Below are 16,450 nucleotides of genomic sequence, written 5' to 3' on the forward strand. Positions count from 1 at the left end.
ATTCAAGATTGTTAATGTACAATAACTATAAAGCTTACAGTAACTGGAAGGTCAACATGAAAATCAGCGAATTAGCGAAAGCTACAAATGTGAGTGCTAAAACAATTCGTTATTACGAGCAAGTCAATCTGCTATTGCCAGCTAAAAGAGGTGAAAGTGGATACAGGCATTACGATAAAAAAGATATCGCAACGCTTGTGTTTATAAGGCGTTGTAGAGAGCTTAATATTCCTATTATCGATATAAAGCGCCTGCTCGATGTTCAGAAAAATCCAAACGCTTCTTGCGCCTTTATCGACGAGATGATTCAAAATCAACTTATTCGCATTCAGGAGGCTCAGAAAGAGCTCGCCCTGTTAGAAAAGTCATTAGCGTCACTTGCATCATCGTGCAACAATCATACTGTTGAAGGATGCTCGATACTGCATCAGTTGCAATCAAATTAGCTCAGTCTGATAACACGAAGTGACTTTGGTTTATGTTGTTTCTAAGTGATGAGTCACGAGAGCGCGAACATTTAGTGAAATGTCAGAAAATGCAAGTAATAAACTACTCTCTGCATCTTTTACTCGCAACAACAGTTACCTTTTTGAATTGGCGGGCATTTCACTGTTCCATATGAGCAATAAACGCAGCAGTCTCCCCTAAGAGGTTTCAGTATTGATTTGCAATGAGTGCATTCATAGAAAAATTGACATGCAGTGGTTGGCATTTCCTCTAGTTGGCTATGATTGCATTTAGGACATGTAATTGTTGATAAAAGCTCTATTTCGGACAAATGATAGTGCTCCCAATTTGATTAAAAAAAGCGATTCGAGAGTAAGTTAAGATTTTATTCTTGAAGGGAAACCAGCATTCTCTGTTGCTTTGGTTAGCGTATCAGGGCTAGTAACTTCGTCGTCAAATATCACGACAGCCAGTTTGTTTTCGAATGTAACATCCACTTCTTTTACACCTTTTACACGCTCTAGTGCTTTTTCCACTGTTATTGGGCATGTAGCACAATCCATTGACGGCACTTCTAAAGTAACGGTTATATCTTTAGCAAATGCTACGGTGCTGCTGACTAACAATAATGACGTGAATAATAATTTTTTCATTTTTTCTCCGATTAAATTTCAGTGATAGTAGCTATACTAACCATATAATCCAGTAGTTACTGGTGACAAAAAGAAAAGCCAACAGCGCGGTAGACCAAAAAATTACTATTCTCCGCGCTCTTACTTTAGGGCTCGCGCACAACTCACCCTCCGCACATTCTTTCAATGGGCGATAAGTTTTCCACCCAGCTAATCCAAATAAAACCACTACGGCAAAAATGAAAATAGGTCGATAAGGATCTAAAAGCGTTAAATAGCTGATCCACGTTCCGCTAATGCCCAACAAAAGAAGTACAAGCGGCCCCGCGCAACATGCACTTGCACCGATTGCCGCGGCAAGACCTCCTAAGATAGATACCTGACTACTTTTTACCATGTTATTAAGCAATTTTATTCAAACTGTCTAAAGCATAACTCCCGTACTTAGGTACGGAGTCAAGTGTTAGTTTTATTTGATGGCTGGAGTGATTCGATAATGGGACAAATTTTGTTATTCGAATTATTTTTACAGTCTGATACGAGGGATTCAAGACTGCCTTTAAGACGCGTTAAGTCTTTCAACTTCTCTTCAATAACATCCAGTTTATGTTCAGCAAGAGACTGCACCTCCTCACAATTGCTGTTGCTTAACACTAATAATGACGATATTTCAGCCAACGTAAAACCCAAGTGTTGAGCACGCTTGATAAATAACACCCTTGAAAGTGCTTGCGGAGTATATTGTCTGTAACCTTGAGATGGTTTTATCGGTTGCTGCAACAAGGCCTTCTTTTCATAGAACCGAATAGTCTCTACACCCACATTTGCTTCTTTTGCGAGTTTACTTATTGTGTACATATAAAGCCCTAAATAGTTTGACTCACTTACTAAACAAAAAATAGCATCAAATCATAATTTATACCGAGTTTGCATAAATTCATCACGAGCATCAACAATAACTGATGATGGCAATTCGACAAAAGCGAACGGTATAAACGACACAACCCCTTGGTCGTCATGCTCAGTCACACCCTAAAGTCGCCTATATAGAGCCTGATATCACAGTGTTAGCATGGCAGATGTCTTTTTTAAATACATCTGCCGTTCTCTTCTCCTTTATTTAAGTTTTCTGTCGTGCACAAGTCGATATAAAACAGGCAATACTATCAATGTCAGTAAAGTAGACGAAATTATTCCGCCAATGACCACTGTCGCCAATGGACGCTGTACTTCTGCTCCCGTCCCGACATTCAGCGCCATTGGCACAAAACCAAGGCTAGCAACCAATGCCGTCATCAGTACCGGCCGCAAGCGTGTTAATGCACCATCAACAATAGAATTAATTAACTCTCCTGTTTCTTCTAGTCTTTGGCGGATAAACGACAACATAACCAAACCGTTAAGCACAGCAATGCCAGACAGCGCTATAAAACCGATGCCTGCTGATATAGACAAGGGCATGTCTCTCACCCAAAGCGCAAAAATCCCACCGGTTAACGCTAAAGGCACGCCAGTGAAAATTATCAAAGCGTCTTTCACCGAGCCAAAGGCGATGACTAGCAATGCAAGAATTAAGAAAAGCGTTGCTGGGACAACAAGGCTCAATCGTTGACTCGCACTTTCAAGCTGCTCGAACGTGCCGCCATAATCGACCCAATAACCACTTGGCAATGAAACATTTTCTGCAATTTGCATTTTTGCCTCAGTTACAAACGAGCCTAGGTCGCGCTCTCTTACATTAGCAGTAACCACAATACGGCGCTTGGCGTTTTCTCGGCTGATTTGACTGGGTATACTGGCATATTCTAGCGTTGCAACCTCTGCTATCGGCACATAATTACCATCCCTTGTCATAATAGGTATGCTGCCTAGCGTGTCAAGATTATTGCGAATATCCTCTGAGTAGCGCACCACTATCTCAAATCGCCTGTCGCCCTCGAATATCAAGCCTGCTTCTTTGCCGCCAACCGATGCGCTTAACCATGTTTGCAGGTCAGTGATATCCAAATTATAACGCGCTAAAGCATAAGGTTTGGGATTCACGGTAAAGATGGGAATTTCATCAACTTGCTCAACGCGTGCATCCGCAGCGCCGGGTATATCTTGCAGTACCGCTAATATATCACCGGCCGAATCGCGCAGTTTATTTAAATCATCACCATAAATCTTTATGCCTAAGTCAGCTCTCACGCCACTAATTAATTCGTTAAACCGCATTTGTATAGGTTGAGTAAACTCGTAGTTATTGCCGGGTACGCTTTGAAGCTCACGCTCCATTTGCTCGACAAATTCGGCTTTGGATAAAGTAGGATCTGACCATTGGTCGATAGGTTTCAACATCACGAACGTATCGGTCACATTAGGCGGCATCGCATCTGTGGCAACTTCTGCCGTGCCGGTTTTAGCAAAGACAGTGCTTACTTGTGGGTACTGCATAATGACGTCTTCAAGCCTTTTTTGCATATCCACAGCCTGCTCAATGCCAGTGCCGGGCACTCGCATAGCGTGCAAGGCAATATCACCCTCATCGAGTTGAGGTATAAATTCAGAGCCAAGACGCATGCTTAGCCAAACGCTCACAACGACCAATAATGTCGCTGAGCCTATTACCAACCAACGTAGCTTAAGCGCCCATAACAGAACAGGACGATAGACCGATTTCGCCCCCACTATAATAGGGCTCTCTTTTTCACTGACTTTACCCGACATAAACATCGCAACGGCTGCTGGCACAATAGTGATTGAGAACACCATCGCAGCAAGTAATGCCAAGATGACGGTGGCTGCCATCGGGTGAAACATCTTCCCTTCTACCCCTGTTAAACTGAAAATGGGGATATACACGATTGTAATAATCATCACGCCAAACAGACTCGGCCGTATAACCTCATTGGTTGCTTCATACACAACTTCGAGCCTTTCCTTGATGGGCAGCACTGAGCCGGTTCGCCTCTGCGCTTCACTTAATCGCCTGATACAGTTTTCAACAATAATGACTGCACCATCCACAATTAACCCGAAGTCTAGTGCCCCTAAGCTCATTAAGTTTGCGCTAACGCCTGTTTGCACCATCCCTGTTATTGTGGCGAGCATCGCCAGCGGTATCACAGCGGCGGTAATAATGGCTGCTCTTATGTTGCCAAGCAGCAGAAACAACACCACAATCACCAGTAATGCGCCTTCAACAAGGTTTTTGCGAACGGTGTTGATGGCTTTATCAACCAGTGCGGTCCTATCGTAGACAGTTTCTATTACCACACCGTCGGGCAAGCTAGCTTGGATTTCATCCACTTTGTCAGCCACTGCCAAGGCCACAGCACGACTATTTTCACCAATGAGCATCATCGCAGTGCCTAAGACGGTTTCCTTACCCTCTCGTGTTGCAGCCCCCGTTCGAAGCTCTTTACCAATAGCCACTTCGGCAATATCGTTGACGGTCACTGGAGATTGATTAGTGAGTGTTACCACTACATTACCTATATCTTCAATTGTGGCCAGTTGCGCTTGAGAGCGCACCAGTATTTGTTGACCGTTGCGTTCAACATATCCCGCACCTTGGTTGGCATTATTGCGCTCCAATGCCCGCAGCAGATCGTCAGTGCTCACACTATAATTAAGCATACGTTGAGGATCAGGATTCACATGATATTGCTTGGTAAAGCCGCCAATGGCGTTAACTTCGGTGATACCTTTTACTAGAGCGAGTTGAGGCTTTACCACCCAGTCATGCAACTCTCTTAAAGCCATCGCATCAAAGTCTCTGCCATCGGATGTTAATGTGCCCGGCTCAGAGCTGAGTGTGTACATGTAGATTTCACCTAAACCAGTGGCAATCGGTCCCATCTCTGGCTCAATACCCTCTGGTAGCTGACTTTTAATAATGCCTATGCGCTCATTAATGAGGTTTCTGGCAAAATACAGGTCGGTGCCTTCTTCAAATACGGCGGTCACTTGAGACAAGCCATAACGAGATAGTGAACGGGTATAATCCAAGTTTGGTATACCCGCTAGAGCGTTTTCTACCAAAAAGGTGATGCGTTGTTCAGTTTCAAGCGGCGAATAACCAGTTGCTTGTGTATTAATTTGTACTTGGACATTGGTGATGTCGGGTACTGCGTCAATAGGCAGTTTTTGATAACTAAATAAGCCAAAACCAATGACTAAAAAACTCAGCATCAAAAATATACCGCGCCTGTCTATTGCTGTGCGAATAATGGAAGCTAGCATGTTAAGCCTCCTTTAAAGCCTTGCAGTAGCAAACATGTATATTCGGATTGAATTGAGGCATTAATGGTCATGACCGGCCTCCGATTTTTCCAGATCCGCTTTGATCAGGTAACTATTGGTAACCACAACAAGCTCACCTAATTCAATGCCGCTGATGACTTCAATAAAGCGACCATCCGTCACACCAAGCTGCACGGGGCGTGGTTTATATTCATTATCATAACTAACAAATACCACTTGCTTGTCTTCATACTCTTGCACGGCAGTAACAGGCACCATATGACTTACGGCCTTAGTGGCGGTGGTTACCTGCGCCTTTACTAAAGTGCCTAATGGCCAATAGCCACTGCTATTATCCACAGTGACGTTGGCAAGCGAATGCGGACTGCCATTGGCAGATGGCGTCAGATAAGCAATTTCAGATAGCTGTTCAAAGTTTGCATGTCTTAATTCAACAGCTTGTCCTACCTTAATTTTGCCGAGGTGCTGCGAGAACACGGTTAACTGTGCCCACACATTCTTATAGTTTGCTAATGAAAACAGTACTTGTCCGTTTGATAACTCACCATTATTGGCATGCCGCGCTATTACGTTGCCATCAAAGGGAGAAACAATCGAGTAGCTTTTTAAGCTCTCATTTGATTCTACGACTGCTAAAACATCTCCTTTTTTAACTGTGTCGCCAATATTAACTTTGACATCTTTGATCACACCGTCAAAACGCGCTCTGATATGACTCAATGAACTCGGATCTGCGCTTATTCGGCCATAGAGTGTGGTCGAAAGTGATATGTCGCCAGCGATGACATTTGTGGTGGTAATCCCATTTTGCATAGCCGTCTCATCACTCATCGTAACGACTTCACCAGCGTGTTTATCGTCCTCATGAGAATCACTACCTGTGTGTTTGTCCCCTGCGATTACCGTCCCATGTATCATCATTAGCGTGACGCTTAAAACGAGTGCTTTTAATATTGTGAATGTTTTTAATTGAGTAAATTTATTCATGATCGTTGCTTCTTATCGAAATGTTTGATGGCTGCTGCATAGTGATGTTGTGCTCTAGCTTTTTGGAAGCATTGCTCTTTGCAGTATCAGTTTTTGCAGTGCCGGCTAGTGGAGCCTTAAGTGCAAGACCGGTAAGCGTTTCAATTTCTGTTTTGCTTAGGTGCACTTGAGACGCCGCCTCGATTAATGTCAGGCGCGTATTTAAGAATTCTTGTCGAGTAGATACCCATTCCAAATAGCTAAATCTGCCATCTAAATAAGCGCTTTCGACTAAATCTAAGGCTTCTGTAAGAGGCGGTATGACGGTTTGTTGAATAGCGTCGACCTCTAGTAATGCACGAGTGTGCTCCCCTAAGGCCTGATTAACTGAATGCAATAAACTTTGCACATTGCTCTGTTTTTGCAGTTCTATTGCATCAAGGCGTGCCTTTTGCGCCTCGTATTCGCCTAGATTTCGTTTTTGTTGAAACAATGGCATGCTGATCCCGGCTATTAGAGCAGTTTCATCAATACCTTGTATTCGTCGAACACCCGCCGTCCATTCAATGTCAGCTCGATTATTGGCTTGCACTAATCTAAGCTGCGCCGCTTGAACGCGGCTTTGTTTTGCAAACAGGTCTATATGCGGACTGCTTTGGATAGCGGTCGAAAGCGTCTCAAATGAGCCAATGTCTTGAAACGCAAAAAGTTGACCTTCCACTCGCTTAAAAGTGGGCGTTTGTTCGCCCCACATGATGGCAAGACTGCGCATTGCAAATTGAAGACTTTCTTGAGCTAATTTAACATCGAGTTTTGCTTGGGCTAGCGCGGCTTGGGCGCGTTTTTGCTCTAGCAATGGTGACGCGCCTGCATCAACCCGCTTAGCAACTGCGTTATAGGTATAGAGTGCAAGCGACTGTGCGTCGTTTTGCACGTCTAAGGTGGCCTGCAATACGAGTGCTTTGATGTAACGACGATTCAGCTCGCCGAGGACATCTAATGTGCGTATTTTCTTTTCCACTTCTTGTTGTATTTTACGCTCAGAGAGTACATTCAACCTCGCGCTAGGCTTGTCGTTGAGCTGTAGTACAGATGACAAGGTCAAACTGACTTCAAGCTCCTTAATGCCCGACACCTCGCCGGTTCCCATAAAGTTCTCTAGTTCAATCCCAGCGTTCAGTGCGGGTTTAAGCGCGGCGGTTTTTGATTCGCCGTCAATTACTCGCTGTCTAAATTCAAACTCATATAAACTTGGATTATTGGCAAGTGTAAGTCTTACCGTATCTTCAAGGTTCAGCGTTTCTCGCACAGGCGCTTGAACACCATCATCTATATAGCGATTAGTTTGTACCGCTTGAGCGGTAAGTGGGCTAAACGTTAAGCCCAATGCGCAAGCAAACGTAATGGCGCGTGCATGCACAAAAATATGAAACATTTTCATTAGAGTATCCTAATAATTTATCAATATTCAGCGTCGCAAGCTTTTTAGCGCGACACTATCGAAAGCGATATTAGGATGGTGTTTTGGGTGGGCGTAGTAATCGGTTGATGGGTGCGTCGATAATCGCATCCAAATAATTAAAATTGTGAATAGATACCACAGCTTGTAGATTGTTGATGTTGTGCTGACCTAACCACTGTGCATGCGTACCGTGGCAGTGGCCACAATGGTGGCAATCGGCAGGGTTGTGGTGGTCTGCTTTTGCTGACTCACCAAGCGCTTTAGTTGGCATATCGTTTGAAGCTTGATTGTGCTCTGAATGCTGGTGTTCATGTTGCAAATGTTGAGTATCGATGGCATGAAAATCTAAGGAATTCGCCACAGCAGAAAACGACTGAAAGAGTATCAGCGAGATCATGATGTAACTTATACATTTTAAATTTTTCATGAGCGCGAGTCTACCAAGTCTATTTCACTTCGTCACGACATTGTTCATCGGCAAATTCTATTTCGACTGTAGTGTGTTCAAAGTCGTACTTTGCTAATGATGTTTGTACGCTATGCTTCAATGTTTGGATGTGCTCAATGTTCACCTCACCCTGTAAAACAAGATGGACTGTCATGACATTTCGCTCGCCGTCTAAAGACCAAATATGAAAATGATGGAGGTCGCTTACCTTATCGTTTGCAAGCAAGTCGTTTCGGATTTTTGACATTTGCTCCTCATCTGGTGTTGCTTGTAAAAACAACATCAGGGTTTCTTTTAGGTTACGAAACACATTGAAGAGAATGAACAAAGTAAAGCCAATGGACAGGATGGGATCTAAAATCGCCCATGGCTTAAACATTAAGACGATCGATACAATAAATACGGCCACCCAACCGAGCACGTCTTCTAACAAGTGCCAATTAAGCACGCGTTCATTTAATGACGTTCCTTCACTTAGTTTATAAGCGGCAAAACCGTTTACTGCCATACCAAAAATCGATAATGCTAACATCCCTTCAACTTGGGGCATTTCAGGCTCTGCCAAACGAGGTATCGCTTCAAACAATATCCAAATCGAGCCCACCGTGAGCACTAAACCGTTAATTAATGCGCCCAATAAAGAAAAGCGTTTGTAGCCATATGAAAACGTTTGATTAGCATCTTTGTCGCTAAGCTTGTTCAATCCCCACGCTGTGCCAATTGACAAACTATCGCCTAGATCATGCACTGCATCTGCCATAATAGCGGTGCTATTGGTTAGCCAACCACCAATAAATTCAATAATGGTGAACACCACATTTAAGAAGAATGCCCAACCGATGCGTTTTGACGCATCCTTTGAATTTTCATGCGAGTGTGAATGACTATGTGAATGATTATGACTGTGCATGTCTAATCTTATCCAAGATTGATTTATTTGCAGACGAAACTGGCATGGGCTTGAATGGGCTAACATTTGCACCACCCGTGTTACCGTCTGGAAGCAAGCCTATCGCTGTTTTCGTTAAGGCACCCATTATTCTAAATATTTGCCCGAATACTTCTTTCATGTCCTTGTGTTTTAATCCAAATTTCAGCATTTTATAATGCACTCGGGTATGGTGATAAGTAGAGTGCTGTCCAATCACATGTGCATCTTCTAAAGCTTTAAATCCTGCTTCATCATCTTGATGTAAAAACGCATGTTGTGCATCTCTTAGTTTTTTATCTACATAGGGTTGTGCTGCTTGAGTGAAATTCATAATGCTTCTCCGGCAGATTGACTGTTATCACGAAGCTCTTGTTTAGCGTCTTTTAATATTGAAATTGCACCGCGTAAAACGATGATAGACACAATAAGGCCAATCACTAAATCGGGCCAGCGAGTGTCAAATAAGTAAACCGTCACGCCTGCTAATATTACGCCCATGTTGGCAATGACGTCATTCGCAGAGAAAATCCAACTCGCTCGCATATGTACTTCGCCGCTCTTCTGTTTTCTAATGATTAATAAACATATGACGTTGGCGATTAAGGCAACAAAACCCATCCCTATCATTAACAATGACTCTGGGTCACTGCCTAATATCGAACGACGAGCAATATCAAATAAAATAATGAGGCCTAGTATTAATTGAAAATAGCCGCTAATTTTTGCCGCGTTTGCTTTATGAATAATGGTTTTGCCCACTGCATAAATACCAATACCATACACGACCGCATCTGCTAGCATATCCAACGAATCTGCAATAAGCGCTGTTGAGTCAGCCAATAAGCCTACACTCATTTCAACGACGAACATTACGGCATTAATGCCTAACAACCAATACAACACCCTTTTTTGTTCTTGGTCTTTGATTTCAATGTCGCACCCACACCCGCTCATAAAAAACACTCGCTTTACTGACTCATGACACAAGTGTAAACTCTATACTTGGTATAGAGTCAAGCGCGTCAGGTAAAGAAAAATGAAAATAGGACAGTTAGCAGATAAAACAGGCCTAAGTATTCAAACTATTCGCTTTTATGAACGAAAGGCGTTGTTAGCAGCACCAGAGCGCACGCAATCGAATTATCGAAGTTATTCGGACGAAGCACTAAAGCAGTTGCTGTTTATTAAGCAATGCCGTGCGCTCGATATGACGATTGAAGAAATTAGTTTAGTACTAGAAACACGAGCTAACCCAGAGAGCAGTTGCGAAAGTGTTAATGCTACGATTGACAAACACATTGATGATATTGAGCATCGAATATCTGAGTTAAACGCTCTACAAAAAACACTGCAATCCATGCGTGCCGCTTGTGATGATGACAAAAAAATCAAGGAATGCGGTGTACTGCATCAGTTAGATAGTATTGTAGATTCGCACTGCCCTACAAAACGTAATGACTGAGCCTCAATGACTCGTTCGCTAGCGAACGGTATAACAAGTTGTTGCCTCACAATAAATAGTATTTCCAATGAAACGCTAGTTTTACCGATTGGGTTATAAAATTAAATATCCTGAAATCTATTTAATCCTTGAGCCATCCGCACAATTTCTTGATTTTCCAGTGCCAGTAAGTTGTCCAAAAGTTCTTTATGATGAGGGATTACAGCCTGCTCTCTTAGATAAGAATAAAGTGCTATCACTTCTTGATGTTGTTCAATTACGATTGCTGCAATCTCTGAATCTGTTTTTTGTTCAAATGCACCGTCGCAGTGGTCGTGCAAGACAATCGGATTCTTCTCCAAATATTCTATAAAGAGCGTTTCCAACTCTCCAGATTCCGCTTTTACTGAAAATGATTTTATAAGCGCTGCTAAGTGCTCCTCATGAGCAATCAAATATTGCATTGCCATTTTTGAGCGCTCAGAATTATTTGGTTCGCAATGCGTGAGGCAGCTTGCTAGTTGTTTGTGGAAATCGATGGTCCACTCTAAAATATCTCTTACACTTTCTATTTTCATACTAACTCTCGATATCCCGCACAGATTAAAAAGATTCCAGTCAGAAATTTAAATTATATACCGCGTAAAATCATAACGGCTAGATTACAGTTGCATTACAAATTTGTCAGTTCCGCTCTTTTACATAGTGTTTCACGTTGGGTCACTTTAAATTAAAAATTAAGCCATGAATACGTCACCACTTATTCGCTTATTACAATTGGGAATGAGGCTAAAACTCTCATCTAGGCAGGACTATTCATAGTCGGACTGCTTTTTGCACTACTCTCAAATAAGATTAGGGGAGAGTGACTATAAGAACATTAAGTTGTGCTCTACTTCCCAAGAACTAGGGCGTTTTGACTTGGTTTGTTGTAATAGAGCGATTTTTATTTCTGTAAGGTTGATTGCAATATTTACCTATATATGTGAACTTTTTACCCGATATTGACGGGGTTTGAGCAACATTATGAACGCAAATAAAACAGATAAAGGATTACTTAGTGCATTTGTAAAATGCGCTGGGTGCCTTGCTTTGCTTGTTTTATCATTGTCTAGTGTTGCATGTGAGCCTTCAGACAAAAATGACGCAAATGCCAATTTCATTGAGTCCGTAACGACTCAACATCAATCTGACAATACACAACAGTCGGAACATCAAAATCATACAGAGTGCGACAGTAAGTGTTGTGACGGTGTTTGTGAATGTAAATTAGGCTCATGCTTTAATTTTACAGCAATGGTTGCGCATGATTTGAAATCAATTAGTGCGCCGTCCTCTTCGCACTTTTATTTCTCCAATTTTTATCATTTTTACTCGGGGTTCAGCCTCCTGAGGCCACCTAAACTTCATTTGATTTCTTAAGTAGTTTTCAGTTTACCGACGGACAAACATATCAATATTGCATACCGATAATGCAGTTTGTGGCACATGTCGCAAATAAAATGAGGTTCTTATGAATAATCGAATGAAACAAAATCGGCGCGTTTTTTTGAAAAATGCTGCCTATGCGACTGGTGGATTGGCCTTGCTAGGTCAAATGAGAGCACCATGGGCTTTCCCAGAAGGTTATAGCAATAGCAACAATCATAGCGGTATTGCTAAAGTCAACTACGGTAATGCGGTAGTAGGTGGGGAAAATATTAAGATGACGATCTCTCGTCAGCAAAAAAAAATTGCCGGCGATATTGCAAGGCCCATTACCATCAACGACATATCACCTGGCCCATTGCTCCGGTTAAGAGAAGGTCAGCAAGTTAAGATTCATGTTACCAACGAATTACCAGACAGCACGTCTATTCATTGGCATGGTTTTATTCTCCCATTTAATATGGATGGAGTACCTGGCGTTTCATTTCCTGGTATCGACCCTAACTCTACGTTTACCTATGAATTTGATATAGAACAAAACGGCACCTATTGGTATCACAGCCACTCGGGCTTGCAAGAGCAGTTAGGTCATTTGGGGCCTGTCATTATCGACCCTGTTGACGGTGACATAGGTGCAGACAGAGAGCATGTCATTCAATTGAGCGATTGGACCTTTGAGGATCCACATGATGTGTTTAGACATTTAAAGGTAGCAGAGGGTTACTACAATTATCAACAACGTACGATAAGCGACACTGTTAACGATATTAAAAAACAAGGTTTTGTTAATACAGTAAAAGAAAGAGCTATGTGGGCCAATATGCGGATGAATCCCAGAGATATTCTCGATGTAACAGGCTCCACATATACATATTTAATGAATGGCAGAGATGCTCAAACCAACTGGACCGCGCTCTATAAGCCCAATGAAAGCATTCGATTAAGGCTCATAAATGGCTCCGCAATGACGTATTTCGATTTTCGTATTCCGGGCCTCGAAATGACGGTAGTGGCTGCTGATGGACAACCAATAAAACCCGTTAAAGTCGATGAACTTCGAATTGCGGTTGCTGAAACCTATGACGTCATTGTAAGACCCGTCGGCTCGAACACATATACTCTTTTCGCAGAGAGCATGGATAGAAGTGGCTTCGTTAGAGGAACCCTAAGTACTGAACTTGGAAAAGAAGCACATGTGCCAACATTGCGCAAAATGCCAGAGCGGGGCATGGCAGCTATGGGGATGAGCTCAGACATGTCAGGAATGGAAGGAATGAATGAAATGGACACGTCGGCCGCTGACGTTAAGAGCCGAGCAACATCATCTGGCTCTTCCATGGCTCATTTGAATGGCCACTCATCTATGCCCTCTCGTGCACTGCCAGTAGACGACATTAATATAAAGCATGATGAAAACGGTCATGGTCCTGGTGCAAGTATGCTTGCAAATAATCCCACAAGTCGACTCGATGAACCGGGTGTTGGTTTAGAGAATGTGAAGCATCGAGTATTGCTGTATAGCGACTTAACAGGTGCCAAAGAATGGCCCGATACCAGAGAGCCGAAGCAAACAGTTGAACTGCACCTCACAGGTAATATGGAACGTTACATGTGGTCATTCGATGGACTCAAATTTAATGAAGTCGATGGCCCCATTCATTTTAGGTATGGTGAACGAATTCGTTTGATTTTAGTAAACGATTCTATGATGAACCATCCGATCCACTTGCATGGTATGTGGATGGAGTTAGAAAACGGGAATTATCCGCCCCCTCGAAAACATACGATAAGTTTAAAACCCAGTGAAAAAGTTTCGCTGTTGATAAGTGCAGACGCCCCTGGTAATTGGGCATTTCATTGTCACCTGCTCTATCACATGGATGCGGGCATGTTCAGAATCGTATCGGTCTCGTAGGGGAATATTATGAAAAACACTTTTAAAGTTTTCAGCACTATACTGGTTGGTCTTTGCGCGTCCTCAAATGCGCAAGAGATACCGTCAGATTGGCCGCAACCTGTCGAACAATACAATACGGGGATGGTTTTATTTGACCGTCTTGAATATACGCGCACAAACGATGAAGAAAACATCGGAGTGTGGGACATGATTGGATGGTACGGCGGTGATACCTATCGCCTTTACTTCAAAAGTGAAGGGGAAAACAAGCAAGATGATGGTGAACCCACAGATTTAGAGCGAGCCGAGCTTCTTGCAAGTAAATTGATTGCGCCATTTTGGGAATTTCAAGCCGGTGTTGGCACAAGAGGAACCTTAAGTAGCGAATCTAATATGGAGAACTATGCAGTCATAAGCTTATATGGAGTCGCTCCTTATCAATTCGAAATGGATAACTCCATTGTCATTAATGAGGATGGTGAAATCAGTTTCTCAGTAGAAGCCGAGTATGAAATTAGAGTCACCCAAACATCATTTTTGCAACCGAGACTTGCCTTGTCTGGTTCGCTTTCAGAATCTGAAAGGTTCGACCGGCCCTCTGGCTTCAATTCAATACGCATAGGTTTTCGATATCGCTATGAGTTTGCAAGAGAGTTTGCGCCATACGCGGGTATTTATTGGAGTCGAAGTCTTGGTAATAGCGCTGATATCGCTCGAAACAATGGTGCGTCAGTAAGTGAAACTGGTCTCGTGGTGGGTGCTCGGTTCTGGTTTTAAGGGCTTTAGAAAGGAGCAGTAAATGGAAGTAATTAGTCAGTTGATAGTAGCTTTAATAGCGATTGGATTGTCAACCACGAGTCATTTTTTAAGCCTCAGAGCGTTAAAGAATCGTGTCGTGAGCTCAGACCTTTCTGCATACCTAAAGCTCATTGCAGTAGTGTACGGCATAACCTTTAGCCAGTTAATAGCTGCCTTTTGGTTCGCCGTCGGGTTTGTGGTATCTGTAGAGATCGGTTTAGGCGATTTGCAGGGATCAACTTCTCTTAGTTTTATTGAAATTTATTACTTCTCACTGATCAATTTAACCACCTTAGGATTGGCTCAACTAACGCCCATTGGGCATTTAAGTTTCTTATCGGGTTTAGAGGCAATGACGGGCTTTTTACTCGTTAGCTGTTCAGCTTCTTTAATATTTAAAACAATGAATCAGTCCTAAACGGACATAAAGGATAACGTGATGACTAAATATACAAAGTTTTTAGCAATGATTTTCACATCAACTATGGCCATGCTGCTAATGATGTATTTCAATACTTATGCATTCGACCACATTTTCTTTAGCGAAACGCGGTTCTATATGGCTATCTATATGGGTTCGATAATGGCAATCATTATGTTGCTGTTCATGCTCAACATGTATGAGAACAAAGCCAAGAACTGGACAATTTTACTAGGTAGCGGACTTGTTTTTTTGGTCTCACTATTCTTAGTTCGCTCACAATCAACCATCGCTGACGAGGCCTGGATGAAAGCAATGATACCGCATCACTCTATTGCCATTTTGACTAGTGAGCGAGCCAATATCTCAGATAAACGGGTGCTTAAATTAGCCAATGAAATCATCGCTGCGCAGGAGCGCGAAATCAAAGAAATGAAGTGGTTATTAGATGATATCGAGAAGAACGGTGAAACACAAACTGACGCCGAAGCGACTAGCCGCTCGGTCCCCGATTTCAATCAACAATAAGCAAACTGCTAAAACATTAATACCTTACTAAAAAAGCAGGAGAGGGACCATGGCAAAACAAGCAAAATTATATCGAATGCATACCGATGAGCACATCTGTCCGTATGGCTTGCGCTCTAAAGACCTATTAGAGCGAGAAGGGTTTCAAGTAGATGATCATAAGCTTGCAAGTCGCGAAGAAACCGATAAGTTCAAAAAAGAACACGACGTAGAGACTACCCCTCAAACCTTCATTGATGGGGAGCGGATAGGTGGATATGACGACCTAAGGGAGTACTTTGACTTAGGCGAAGCTGGACAAACAGGCACCACCTACACACCTGTTATTGCGATATTTTCTGTTGCCTTGCTGATGGCGTTGTCAATAGCGTATGCGTATCTCGCAGGTAATTACATTATCCAAGTTATCGAGCTTTTTGTCGCATTTAGTATGACACTGCTAGCAATTCAAAAGCTCAAAGATTTATATAGCTTTACGAACTCCTTCATCACCTATGACTTGCTGGCAATGCGGAATATACGCTACGGCTACATTTACCCCTTTGCCGAAGCATTCGCTGGAATCGGAATGCTGGCTGGCCTGTCGGGTTATCTCGTTGGCCCTGTTTCTTTATTTATTGGGACAGTGGGCGCGATCTCTGTATTCAAAGCAGTATACATCGATAAACGTGAACTTAAATGTGCCTGCGTGGGTGGTGATAGCAGCGTGCCACTTGGCTTTGTATCTCTCACAGAAAATCTATTTATGATTGCAGCTGGATTATGGATGCTCTCTAAAGCAATTGCCTAGATGCGTGAGTACA

Annotated in this window: 19 protein-coding genes; 7 read left to right on the plus strand and 12 right to left on the minus strand. The window is 42.7% G+C overall.

What is annotated here, in order from left to right:
- Window positions 1-56 precede the first annotated feature (56 nt).
- Window positions 57-446 (plus strand): MerR family transcriptional regulator, encoded by a 390-nt coding sequence (locus ACNKW3_RS11390; RefSeq protein ID WP_427399423.1) that lies wholly within the window; start codon window positions 57-59, stop codon window positions 444-446.
- A 119-nt stretch (window positions 447-565) separates the two neighbouring features.
- Here the strand turns inward: ACNKW3_RS11390 and ACNKW3_RS11395 are convergent, their stop codons facing one another.
- The 11 genes from ACNKW3_RS11395 to ACNKW3_RS11445 all read right to left on the minus strand — a co-directional run bounded on the left by ACNKW3_RS11395 (window position 566) and on the right by ACNKW3_RS11445 (window position 10,088).
- Complete coding sequence (locus tag ACNKW3_RS11395) at window positions 566-778, minus strand: GDCCVxC domain-containing (seleno)protein (protein WP_427399424.1); 213 nt, start codon at window positions 776-778, stop codon at window positions 566-568.
- A gap of 46 nt (window positions 779-824) precedes the next feature.
- Complete coding sequence (merP, locus tag ACNKW3_RS11400) at window positions 825-1,100, minus strand: mercury resistance system periplasmic binding protein MerP (protein WP_427399425.1); 276 nt, start codon at window positions 1,098-1,100, stop codon at window positions 825-827.
- Between the two features lie 31 nt (window positions 1,101-1,131).
- A complete protein-coding gene (locus tag ACNKW3_RS11405; protein ID WP_427399426.1) occupies window positions 1,132-1,476 on the minus strand; it encodes a mercuric transporter MerT family protein in 345 nt (114 codons plus the stop codon).
- 59 nt (window positions 1,477-1,535) lie between these two features.
- Window positions 1,536-1,937 (minus strand): Hg(II)-responsive transcriptional regulator, encoded by a 402-nt coding sequence (merR, locus tag ACNKW3_RS11410; protein ID WP_136251543.1) that lies wholly within the window; start codon window positions 1,935-1,937, stop codon window positions 1,536-1,538.
- Window positions 1,938-2,195: 258 nt separating this feature from the next.
- The gene (locus tag ACNKW3_RS11415) at window positions 2,196-5,306 is read right to left on the minus strand and encodes an efflux RND transporter permease subunit (protein WP_427399427.1); all 3,111 of its coding nucleotides are present in this window, start codon (window positions 5,304-5,306) and stop codon (window positions 2,196-2,198) included.
- A 60-nt stretch (window positions 5,307-5,366) separates the two neighbouring features.
- Window positions 5,367-6,314, minus strand: a complete 948-nt coding sequence (locus tag ACNKW3_RS11420; RefSeq protein WP_420935947.1) for an efflux RND transporter periplasmic adaptor subunit — start codon at window positions 6,312-6,314, stop codon at window positions 5,367-5,369.
- The gene (locus ACNKW3_RS11425; RefSeq protein ID WP_427399428.1) at window positions 6,307-7,734 is read right to left on the minus strand and encodes a TolC family protein; all 1,428 of its coding nucleotides are present in this window, start codon (window positions 7,732-7,734) and stop codon (window positions 6,307-6,309) included. Before ACNKW3_RS11425 ends, ACNKW3_RS11420 begins: the two co-directional genes overlap by 8 nt.
- Before the next feature lie 70 nt (window positions 7,735-7,804).
- The gene (locus ACNKW3_RS11430) at window positions 7,805-8,182 is read right to left on the minus strand and encodes a hypothetical protein (RefSeq protein ID WP_427399429.1); all 378 of its coding nucleotides are present in this window, start codon (window positions 8,180-8,182) and stop codon (window positions 7,805-7,807) included.
- Between the two features lie 19 nt (window positions 8,183-8,201).
- Window positions 8,202-9,113, minus strand: a complete 912-nt coding sequence (locus ACNKW3_RS11435) for a cation diffusion facilitator family transporter (RefSeq protein ID WP_427399430.1) — start codon at window positions 9,111-9,113, stop codon at window positions 8,202-8,204.
- Window positions 9,100-9,465, minus strand: a complete 366-nt coding sequence (locus ACNKW3_RS11440) for a DUF3703 domain-containing protein (protein WP_427399431.1) — start codon at window positions 9,463-9,465, stop codon at window positions 9,100-9,102. Before ACNKW3_RS11440 ends, ACNKW3_RS11435 begins: the two co-directional genes overlap by 14 nt.
- Complete coding sequence (locus tag ACNKW3_RS11445; protein WP_427399432.1) at window positions 9,462-10,088, minus strand: cation transporter; 627 nt, start codon at window positions 10,086-10,088, stop codon at window positions 9,462-9,464. The genes ACNKW3_RS11440 and ACNKW3_RS11445 overlap by 4 nt, the downstream gene beginning before the upstream one ends.
- Window positions 10,089-10,170: 82 nt before the next feature.
- On the opposite strand from ACNKW3_RS11445, the gene cadR reads away from it, so the two are divergent.
- Complete coding sequence (gene cadR / locus ACNKW3_RS11450; RefSeq protein ID WP_427399433.1) at window positions 10,171-10,596, plus strand: Cd(II)/Pb(II)-responsive transcriptional regulator; 426 nt, start codon at window positions 10,171-10,173, stop codon at window positions 10,594-10,596.
- A 101-nt stretch (window positions 10,597-10,697) separates the two neighbouring features.
- Here the strand turns inward: cadR and ACNKW3_RS11455 are convergent, their stop codons facing one another.
- A complete protein-coding gene (locus tag ACNKW3_RS11455) occupies window positions 10,698-11,153 on the minus strand; it encodes a hypothetical protein (protein ID WP_427399434.1) in 456 nt (151 codons plus the stop codon).
- 947 nt (window positions 11,154-12,100) lie between these two features.
- Here ACNKW3_RS11455 and ACNKW3_RS11460 point away from each other — a divergent pair.
- From ACNKW3_RS11460 to ACNKW3_RS11480, 5 genes are read left to right on the plus strand one after another with little or no spacing between them, the layout of a single operon-like run.
- Window positions 12,101-13,918 carry a copper resistance system multicopper oxidase gene (locus ACNKW3_RS11460; RefSeq protein WP_427399435.1) on the plus strand — a complete coding sequence of 606 codons (1,818 nt, stop codon included), beginning with the start codon at window positions 12,101-12,103 and terminating at the stop codon, window positions 13,916-13,918.
- A 9-nt stretch (window positions 13,919-13,927) separates the two neighbouring features.
- Window positions 13,928-14,677 (plus strand): copper resistance protein B, encoded by a 750-nt coding sequence (locus ACNKW3_RS11465; protein ID WP_427399436.1) that lies wholly within the window; start codon window positions 13,928-13,930, stop codon window positions 14,675-14,677.
- A 22-nt stretch (window positions 14,678-14,699) separates the two neighbouring features.
- Window positions 14,700-15,116, plus strand: a complete 417-nt coding sequence (locus ACNKW3_RS11470) for an ion channel (RefSeq protein WP_427399437.1) — start codon at window positions 14,700-14,702, stop codon at window positions 15,114-15,116.
- 21 nt (window positions 15,117-15,137) lie between these two features.
- The gene (locus ACNKW3_RS11475; protein WP_427399438.1) at window positions 15,138-15,647 is read left to right on the plus strand and encodes a DUF305 domain-containing protein; all 510 of its coding nucleotides are present in this window, start codon (window positions 15,138-15,140) and stop codon (window positions 15,645-15,647) included.
- Window positions 15,648-15,696: 49 nt separating this feature from the next.
- Complete coding sequence (locus ACNKW3_RS11480) at window positions 15,697-16,437, plus strand: MauE/DoxX family redox-associated membrane protein (protein WP_427399439.1); 741 nt, start codon at window positions 15,697-15,699, stop codon at window positions 16,435-16,437.
- Window positions 16,438-16,450: the final 13 nt, after the last annotated feature.

Source organism: Glaciecola sp. 1036 (genome assembly GCF_050306235.1).
GTDB lineage: Bacteria > Pseudomonadota > Gammaproteobacteria > Enterobacterales > Alteromonadaceae > Glaciecola.